Source organism: Luteolibacter sp. (genome assembly GCF_039920825.1).
Classification (GTDB): domain Bacteria; phylum Verrucomicrobiota; class Verrucomicrobiia; order Verrucomicrobiales; family Akkermansiaceae; genus Luteolibacter.
This window is the reverse complement of sequence record NZ_JBDSCX010000016.1, coordinates 64,974-73,962: the sequence shown is the minus strand read 5'-3', so window position 1 is coordinate 73,962 and position 8,989 is coordinate 64,974. Positions and strand designations below refer to the sequence as shown.

The 8,989-nt window shown below is 57.6% G+C and carries 5 protein-coding genes; 4 read left to right on the top strand and 1 reads right to left on the bottom strand.

Features of this window, described 5'->3' with window-relative positions; translation table 11 throughout:
* The first annotated feature begins 13 nt into the window (after positions 1–13).
* From ABIQ96_RS04055 to ABIQ96_RS04045, 3 genes are all read left to right on the top strand, one after another.
* Positions 14–640 carry a carbohydrate-binding protein gene (locus tag ABIQ96_RS04055; RefSeq protein WP_348213271.1) on the top strand — a complete coding sequence of 209 codons (627 nt, stop codon included), beginning with the start codon at positions 14–16 and terminating at the stop codon, positions 638–640.
* Between the two features lie 346 nt (positions 641–986).
* The gene (locus ABIQ96_RS04050) at positions 987–4,493 is read left to right on the top strand and encodes a hypothetical protein (RefSeq protein ID WP_348213270.1); all 3,507 of its coding nucleotides are present in this window, start codon (positions 987–989) and stop codon (positions 4,491–4,493) included.
* Positions 4,494–4,497: 4 nt separating this feature from the next.
* Positions 4,498–5,844 (top strand): MFS transporter, encoded by a 1,347-nt coding sequence (locus tag ABIQ96_RS04045; protein ID WP_348213269.1) that lies wholly within the window; start codon positions 4,498–4,500, stop codon positions 5,842–5,844.
* A gap of 231 nt (positions 5,845–6,075) precedes the next feature.
* Here the strand turns inward: ABIQ96_RS04045 and ABIQ96_RS04040 are convergent, their stop codons facing one another.
* The gene (locus ABIQ96_RS04040) at positions 6,076–7,332 is read right to left on the bottom strand and encodes a glycosyl hydrolase (protein WP_348213268.1); all 1,257 of its coding nucleotides are present in this window, start codon (positions 7,330–7,332) and stop codon (positions 6,076–6,078) included.
* Between the two features lie 235 nt (positions 7,333–7,567).
* Here ABIQ96_RS04040 and ABIQ96_RS04035 point away from each other — a divergent pair, with 235 nt between their 5' ends.
* Positions 7,568–8,947, top strand: coding sequence for an FAD-dependent oxidoreductase (locus ABIQ96_RS04035; protein ID WP_348213267.1), 1,380 nt, complete (start codon positions 7,568–7,570; stop codon positions 8,945–8,947).
* Positions 8,948–8,989: the final 42 nt, after the last annotated feature.

The window sequence follows — 8,989 nt, the reverse complement described above, 5'->3', positions numbered from 1 at the left end:
GCTTTTTCAAATCATGATCGCCGCCTTCTGGGGCATGGCGGGACTCGCAAATACTTCCCATGCCGCCGGGCCGGCCTACACCGGCAAGCCTTACGGCGGAAAACCGCAACAGGTTCCGGGCATCATCCAGGCGGAATGGCACGATGTCGCGCCGGGCAACGCCAACGGGGTCGCCTACAACCGCCGTGGCACACCCAAGCCGGGTTCCGCGCGTGCAACAGGTGATTGCATCGGCTTGGGGGCGATCGGCGCGGATCATGTCAGCACGGCAGGCGCGAAGGAGAAAGATGGCGGGGCCTATGTCGGATGGACGAACGTCGGCGATTGGTGGAAGTACACTGTCGAAGTTAAAGAAGCGGGAACCTATAACTTCGGAGTGAAATGTGCCGCAGGCAACAAAGGAGCGATGCTCACTGCTACACTCGAGCCGCTGGAGAATGCCGGAGCGGCGGCTTCCACCGGGCCGCTTGAGATCCCCACGACGGCAGGCTTCCAGCCCGCAGTCGAGGTCTATCATGTCTGGGAGACGCTCGACCCATTCGGCGAGGTGAAACTGGTCCCCGGCCTTTACGTGCTGACCGTCCATCTCGACGGCCAGGCAGGGGTTAATTTCGATTCCTTCACCCTAACGAAAAAATAAAGGCCTTATGAAGCGCTCCGATTCACCAGCGAAGGTTTCCAAGCATCCTTACCCCGTTGAAAAACCCTGCGAATGACGGCCTATTTCGCTCAGCCAAAACGCTGGAAATCTGCCGATTACATCAAAGATTATTTGATAAAATGCGTGCAACTTTATGCAAAAATACGCTTGCTGGCTACCACCGCGGAGATTACAATTCCGTAGATCAGATTCAGTTGAACATGCGTTCCATCGTTAAGCCCATTCAGTTCGTCAGCTTTGATTTTAAGCGAATTGCGGCCCGCATGGATTGGCACACACGCTCCGCCAGATTCCCCCATCTTCCAATTTAACACCCTGCATCGAATTGAATCCTGAAAGTCTATCTATCGAAGCCGCTTCCGTCGCTCCGGCCAGGGGCCACACAAGTGAAGCGACCTCGACCAAGAAAGCCAGCGCACCCCACTCATCCGTTTCCACCCGGACCCGGCAGGCTGATCCGGATTTCGTCCAGATCGATGGCGAACCGTTTCTCTGCATCCGTGATGTGGACCGCATGCCGCCATTCCTGATGAGCGTGGTTTCGGATTCGGATGGCTGGTTGTTTGTCGGCAGCAATGGCGGTTTCACCGCAGGACGTGGAAATCCCGACCAGGCGATTTTTCCCTATCAGACCGCCGACAGGATTCTCGCCCAACCGCGCGCCGCCGGAGTGATGACGGTCATCCTCGTCGACAACGACAGCTGGGTGCCATGGTCTAACGGGCCGGCGGATGCGGACGTGAGCCGCCATCTTTACAAACACGCCTGCGGTACCAAAGTGGTGTTTGAGGAAATCCATCACCGCCTCGGTCTGCGGTTGCGCTGGAGTCTTGAAAACGGTGAAAAATTCGGACTGATCCGCTCATGCGTGCTCGAGAACCTGCATGAGAACTCCCGCACGATCCGGATGCTGGACGGTTGGCATCACCTGCTTCCCGCTGGCGTCACTCAGGACATTTACGCCCGTTACAGTTATCTCGCGTCCGCTTACATGCGCCATGAAGTGGTGCCGGGGACGGGCCTTGGCATCTACACGTTGAACTGCGGTATCACCGACCGCGCGGAACCCTGCGAGTCCCTGCGAGTCACCTGCGCGTGGACACTCGGCCATCACGAACCGGTTCTGTTACTATCCGATCGCCAGCTCAATCCGTTCCGTCGCGGGCAGGCCGTCGTCGCCGAGAAGGAAGTGCGCGGCGAGTTCGGGGCTCATCTGGTCGCTACCGAGTTCAAACTCGCGGGCAGCGGTAGCTACAAGTGGTTTGCCGTGGCGGCCGGGTCCCTCGACCATGCCGGAGTCGTCGAACTCAAACAACTTCTTGCAAACCCGGCCCAGCTCGCCATCCGGCTACGCGCGGACATGAATGCCAATCTCGAAGGGCTGAAAAAGCGCATCGCGGGAGCAGACGGTCTCCAACAGACTGCGGATCGCGCCGCGAGCGTCCATCATTTCGCCAACGTGCTTTTCAACAGCATGCGCGGCGGCATTCTGGCGGACGGCTATCATTTCACGCGGACCGATTTCATCGCCTATCTGAAATCCCGCAACTCGCAGTTGCTGGAGAGCCACCAGCAGGATCTATCAAAACTCCCCGAGCGTGACACGCTGGCCCGGCTTGAAGAGGCGGCCGCCAACTTCGGCGATCCGCAGCTCGTCAGGCTTGCGAACGAATACCTTCCGCTCTCGTTCAGCCGCCGCCATGGTGATCCGAGCCGGCCGTGGAACCGCTTCGAAATCCACACCAAGGATGGCGACGGCCAGCCGCTGCTCGGATACTCCGGAAACTGGCGGGATATTTTCCAAAACTGGGAAACGCTCGCCCACAGCTATCCGCTGTGCTTCGGCTCGATGATCTCGGTGTTCCTCAACGCGTCGACAGCCGACGGATACAATCCCTACCGCATCACCCGCGAGGGCATCGATTGGGAGGTCCACAATCCCAAGGACCCGTGGAGCCACATCGGTTACTGGGGCGATCACCAGATTATCTATCTGCTCCGGCTGTTGGAGGGGCAGGAGCGGTTTCAGCCCGGAAAACTGGCGTCATCCCTCAACGACAGCCACTATGCGTATGCCAACGTGCCCTACGAGATCCGTGGTCTCGACGACTTGATGCGCGACCCTCGGCATTCCATCGATTTCAATGAACCGCTTCACGAACATCTGATGGCCCGCGCGTCGAAGATCGGCGGCGACGGGAAGCTTCTCGCCGGTGCGGATGGCAGACCGGAGCACGTCACCCTTGCCGAGAAACTGCTCGTTCCGCTGTTAGTGAAGCTGGGCAATTTCGTGCCCGGTGGAGGGATCTGGCTCAATACCCAACGTCCCGAATGGAACGATGCCAACAACGCGCTTGCCGGTTGGGGATTGTCGGTCGTCACGGTTTGTTATCTCCGCCGTTATCTCGGATTTCTCGATACCCTTCTGGATCACTGTCCGCTGGACGCTGTGACAGTTTCAGAGCCGGTGATCGAGCTGTTGGACAAGCTTTCATCCGTTCTTCCGAATGCCGCGGTCGACCTGGATGATGCCGCACGTTTCAAATGTGTCGTGGCTCTGGGCCGGGCGGGCGAGGTTTATCGCAAGCAGGTCTATCAGCGAAAGCCGTTCGCCAAAGGCAGTCTGAAAATCCCGCGGGTCCGTGCTTTTATCGCCGCCGCGTTGAAAGCCATCGATGTCACACTGGTGGCGAACCGCCGCGATGACGGCTTGTTCCACAGCTACAATCTGCTGGGTCTTGTCGGAGAGTCCGCAACTGTCAGCCACCTCCAGATCATGTTGGAGGGCCAGGTCGCAGCTCTCAGCAGCGGACTGCTGGATCCGAAGGAAGCCAGCCAGCTCCTCACCGGAATGCGCTGCAGTGAGATCTATCGGGAGGATCAGAACAGCTATCTGCTCTATCCGGACAAGAAGGTCGCCGCTTTCCTCGACCGCAATATGCTGCCGACTGGCTGGGAGCGGACGGCCCCGTTGCTTGCAACCCTTGTGGCGGCGGGCCAATACAGCCTTGTGAGAGTCGACGGGGAAGGCAACGCACATTTCAACGCCGATCTAACCAACGAGCGGGACCTACGTGAAACCCTCGACCGCCTCGCCCGCAATCCGGAGTGGGAAAGCGCCGTGAACCGCGACCGGGAAGCGGTGCTCGCCCTGTGGGAGGAGGTCTTCCGCCACCACGCATTCACCGGCCGCAGCGGTGCGATGTTTGCTTTCGAAGGACTCGGCAGCATCTACTGGCACATGATAGCGAAGCTGTTGTTAGCTGTGCAGGAGCTGCACGTTCAGGAAACCCGCAGGAACCCCGCGGCGTCCGGTCTGGCGGAGGATTATGAAGCGATCCGCAACGGGCTTGGTTTCACCAAGGACGCACGGACTTACGGCGCGTTTCCAACCGATCCCTATTCCCATTCACCTCGCCATCAGGGAGCGCAACAGCCGGGGATGACCGGTCAGGTGAAGGAAGAGATCCTCACCCGGATGGGCGAACTCGGTGTTTCGGTCACCGGTGGCGCGCTCTCCTTCGAGCCCACGCTGCTGAAGCCCGACGAGTTTTTCGCGGCTCCTCATGTTTTCGAACATGTCGGAATTGATGGCGGGGTCCACCATTCGAATCTGGTGGCGCGGACACTGGCCTTCACGTTGTTCCAAGTTCCGGTTTTTTATCAGATCGGCCACTCGCCGTCCATCTCCGTCGAGTGGCATGACGGTGCCACCACCCGCCACGCGGGATCGCATCTGCCGGTTGCGGAAAGCCGGGAACTTTTCGAAAGATCCGGCCGGATCCTTCGGTTAAGTGTGATCATTTCCGAAAGCCGGATTGTCCGTCATTGAACCCATGAAACTATCCATCAAGGAAAAGGTCGGCTACGGCCTCGGAGACACCGCCAGCAACTTCGTGTGGGCGCTCATGATGAACTTCATCATGTTCTATTACACGGACATCTTCGGTATCACTGCTGCGGCGGCGGGAACGATGCTGTTGTTCGCACGCAGTACGGATGGCGTGGTGGACTTTTTCATCGGCGCGATGGCCGACCGCACCACGTCCAGATGGGGCCGCTTTCGTCCTTATCTGGTTTGGTTGAGCGTGCCGCTGGCGATCGTGTTTGTTTTGGCATTCACCACACCCGATATCAGTCCTGCGGGCAAACTGGTCTGGGCATGGGTCACCTACAATCTGTTGATGCTGCTCTACTCCGCGATCAACATTCCCTATGGAGCGCTGTCCGGAGTGATGACGGATGATCCGCTGGAACGCACCAGTCTCAACAGCTACCGGATGGCTCTCGCACAGATCGGCGGCATCATCGCAAACTCGTCCTTCATGGTTCTCATCGTGAAATTCGGCAGCGGCAGCCAGCAGCTCGGGGCACAACGCACCGTCATGCTTTTCAGTGCCATCGCCGTGGTGCTCTTTCTGATTTCGTTTCTAACTACTACTGAACGCATCCATCCGCCGGCGGACCAGAAGACGAAGCTGACGGAGGATCTCAAGACGCTTTTCCTGAATCGCCACTGGATCATGATGTTCGTCACCGGCATCATTAACATCACCTTCGCCGTCGTTCGCGGCACGGCGAACATCTATTATCTCAAGAACTATCTGAAATGGGACGGCGATCGTATCGGCACGTATTTTCTCGTCAGCGGGCTGGCCATGATCTTCGGTGCGATGATGACCAAGTATGCAGTGAAGGCCATCGGCAAGAAATGGTCGTTCGTCACCAGCCTGGCATTGGTGGCGCTGACCGCGATTCCGTTTTATTGGATCAAGCCCGACCAGACGTCCCTAGTGTATGCCTTCATGATATTGGGGATGATCGTCACCGGCATCAACGCCACATTGTTTTGGGCCCTCGTTGCCGACACCGCGGACTACCACGAATGGAAATATAACGTCCGCACCACGGGAGTCGTTTTTTCCGCCACGACTTGCGCGCAGAAGGCGGGCATGGGCGTGGGCGCGGCGTTTGCCGGATTCCTGATCTCGGCTTTCGGTTATGTTCCGAATGCCGAGCAGACACCTGAATCCATCCGCGGCATCCTATTACTCGTCAGCCTTATTCCTGCTGTTGGGTTGTTACTACTCTCCGCCTTTTTCCTTCTCTACGGGTTGAACGAGCACATCTGCACCACAATGCGGGAAGACCTCGCAACCCGTCGCAGCAGCCGCGGCGAATGAAAGTGCAGGTGATGTGGGAATCGATAAGCTGACTGTGCGTTTGAACCCGAGCTACGGCAGATTGCCTCCGGCTATCTCCGCTGCGCTACAATCCCGAATCGCCAGAGCATATGAACTGAGGTCGATCGTCTTTCATCGGCACCTCGCGCGACGGGACAATCTGTAGGCATCCATTCGATGAGAAGAAAGCAAGCCCGAGACGAGCCCGGGCTTGCCTGGTCGATCAAATGGCTATTTGCCGGCAAGCTCGATCCAGTTCAAGCGAGCCGCGCTGTCGGGGCGGAGCCGGACTGTCGATTTCCCGGCGGGAAGCGAGATTGATGTGCTCAAAGTCTGCCAACCGGTGGAAGTCCCGGTGAAGGTGGCCAGCACGCGTTCGCCTGAAAGAAGCTCGATCTTCGCGCCTTCCCTGGTGGCCAGCCGGAGCTTCGCGGGGAATGTTCCGCCGCTCTCGCAGAACAACTGATAGTCCAGCGTCGACTTGGAATCCAGCACCTTCATTTCCAACAGCCCGTCGGTGTCCTTCGTCCGGGCGATTTCCGGATCCTGCGCGGTGGTGTACGACTCGGCCTGGATGCGGCCAGGCATGCGATAGAAAATGTCAGGATCGTGGACCGGCATGTTGACGTAGAGATTTCCCAGTTCCGTGAGAGTTCCCGACTCTTTTCCCAATAGGCTGATCTTGGCGTTGTCCTTCGCGCGCTCCTTGAACCAGGCATAGCCCTGGACATACGGTTCGCGCTCCATCAAATCCACGGATTGGATCATATACTCGATTTCCGCATTCGGGTCGCTTGCTTGCCAGCTATTGAACTCCGTTACCCAGACCGGGCGGTTGAATTCCTTGTGCATCATTCCAATCATCCACTTGAGTTCTCCGAAGTTCCCATAGCTGTGGGCAGCCACTGCGAGGATTTCGGTTTTCCCGGCGAAGTGCTGGAACGCCTTGAGGAACGGCGTCATGAAGGTGTAGGTCACATTCTTTTTGTCGATGGGATCCATTGCGGTGATGCTGTCGCCTTCCGCCGAACCGAGTGCCATGTGCGGCCCGATCACCGGAACTCCGTGACGATCGGCAATCGCCTTGATTTTCTGATAGAGTTCGGCCGTGGCCTCGGGACTGATGAATGCTTGTCCCTTCAGGTTCGGCTCGTTGATGGCGAGGACGGCGGACGGCTTGTTGGATTTCAGGTATTCGTCGAGGCCCGCAAGGTCTGAAGGGCGGTCGCCCCAGGCCATCGGCAGGAATTTGATTTTCGCCGCATCGGGAGCGTGGTTGGTATCCTTGAAGTGCCACGTGTAATACCACGAGACGCCGGGGGAGAGGGCCATGAAATCCTTGGCGCTGGCTTCGTTGACGCATACTCCGCGTTTTTTGCTCTTCACCGGTTGGTCGCAGGGTACGATGACAGACTCGCCGGCTGCGGCAAGCGACGAGAAGGCAAAAGCGGATAGAAGAAAATTTCGGCGGTTTCTGTAGTGGTTCATGGCAGGTTTCAGGAACACAAATTGCATAAAATCGCATAATAAAGATCAACCTTAAAAACTCCTAAATTTGACGACATCAGGAGACTTCAGTGAATGGGTTTGCGGTGACGTAGCCTGCCGTCCTTTCAAATCCCAGGCCCGGCGTGTTTCGTCTTTCCTCGGGAATTTCCATGGCTTTTCGTAATCCGTATTTCATATTTCGTGAAGAACTCGAAAGTCTGATCCACAAGCTGCCATGACCGAAATCTACGACCTCATCGTGCTCGGCGGCGGCCGTGCCGCGAATCTCGCAATCGCCGCGGCCAAGGAAGGATGGAAAACCGCCCTCGTCGAGCGTGATCGGTTAGGCGGCACCTGTCCGAACCGCGGCTGCGTGCCATCGAAGCTTCTCATCGGTTTCGCTGACGCAGCCCGCCATGCGAGGGAAGCGGGCAGGCATTTCATCAATGCCGAGTACAAAGGCGCGGATCTCCGGAAAATTTTCGACAGCGTGAACCATTACGTCAGTGGAGTGGACGGTCGATACGAAAAGCGTGTTCTTGACGCGGGGGTGACCTTGATCCGCAGTGAAGGACGTTTTACCGGACACAAACAAATCGAAGCCGCCGGACGCACGTTGACCGCGGAGAAAATTGTCATCGCCACGGGTTCCCGTCCCACGCCTCCGCCGTTCGCGAACCTTCCGGTGTGGACCAGCGACAACCTTTTCCCTCTCAATGACGAACCACCGAAAAGCCTGCTCGTCATCGGCGGCGGCGTTATCGCCACGGAGATGGCCGCCTTCTTCTCGGCGCTTGGAGTGGAAACCTCGCTGTTCGCCCGCAAGAATCGTTTGTTAGGAAAGGAGGACGCACAGGTCGAGGAGGTTTTCCAAACCGAATTCGGCAAACACGTCCAAACGCATTTCCACTCGAAGCTAGGCCACCTCACCCATTCCGACGGACAGTTCACCGCAACTTTCGAAACCACCGCTGGCGAAGAGACATTCCAAGCAGAACGCGTGCTATTCGCCATCGGCCGCATTCCGAATAGCGACATGGTCGGATTGGACCAAACCGGAATCTCCACCGACGCGAGAGGCTTTATCCCGGTCGACGAACACCTCGAAACCTCGGTTCTCGGAATCTATGCCGCAGGCGACATCAACGGCCGTTACATGCTCCAGCACGCCGCGGCTTTCGAAGTCCAGTTTCTCCGCGAAAAATTCCTTAAAGGTGAAACCGCCGCGATCGACGAAACTCCGTTAGGCCGGGCCGTATTTTCCCATCCTGAAGTCGCGGCCGTTGGATTTGCCGAAGACCAACTCAAAAAGAACGGCACTCCCTACGTCTCCGTCTTCGAAGACTGGCTCGCCAGCGCGCGGGCGATGGCCATGCGCATCGACTACCCACGGGTGAAATTGTTAGTTTCACCGGAGGACTACTCGATCCTCGGCTGCCACCTCGTCGGCCCCGAGTCCTCGACGCTGATCCATCAGGTCATCACCGTGATGAAACTGAAAAACGATGTCCGCGAACTCGCGGAAACCATCTACGTCCACCCCGCCCTCAACGAGTGCCTGCTCGCCGCCGCGGTGAAGGCGGTGGCTAGAGTAAAAGAGTATCGGGAAACTTGAATTATAAAAGATGGCTTTACAGGTGTATGTTATACACTTATT

Coding starts and splice junctions, on each gene's coding strand:
- ABIQ96_RS04055 (WP_348213271.1), top strand. CDS start 14: ATGATCGCCGCCTTCTGGGGCATGGCGGGACTCGCAAATACTTCCCAT.
- ABIQ96_RS04045 (WP_348213269.1), top strand. CDS start 4,498: ATGAAACTATCCATCAAGGAAAAGGTCGGCTACGGCCTCGGAGACACC.
- ABIQ96_RS04040 (WP_348213268.1), bottom strand. CDS start 7,332: ATGAACCACTACAGAAACCGCCGAAATTTTCTTCTATCCGCTTTTGCC.
- ABIQ96_RS04035 (WP_348213267.1), top strand. CDS start 7,568: ATGACCGAAATCTACGACCTCATCGTGCTCGGCGGCGGCCGTGCCGCG.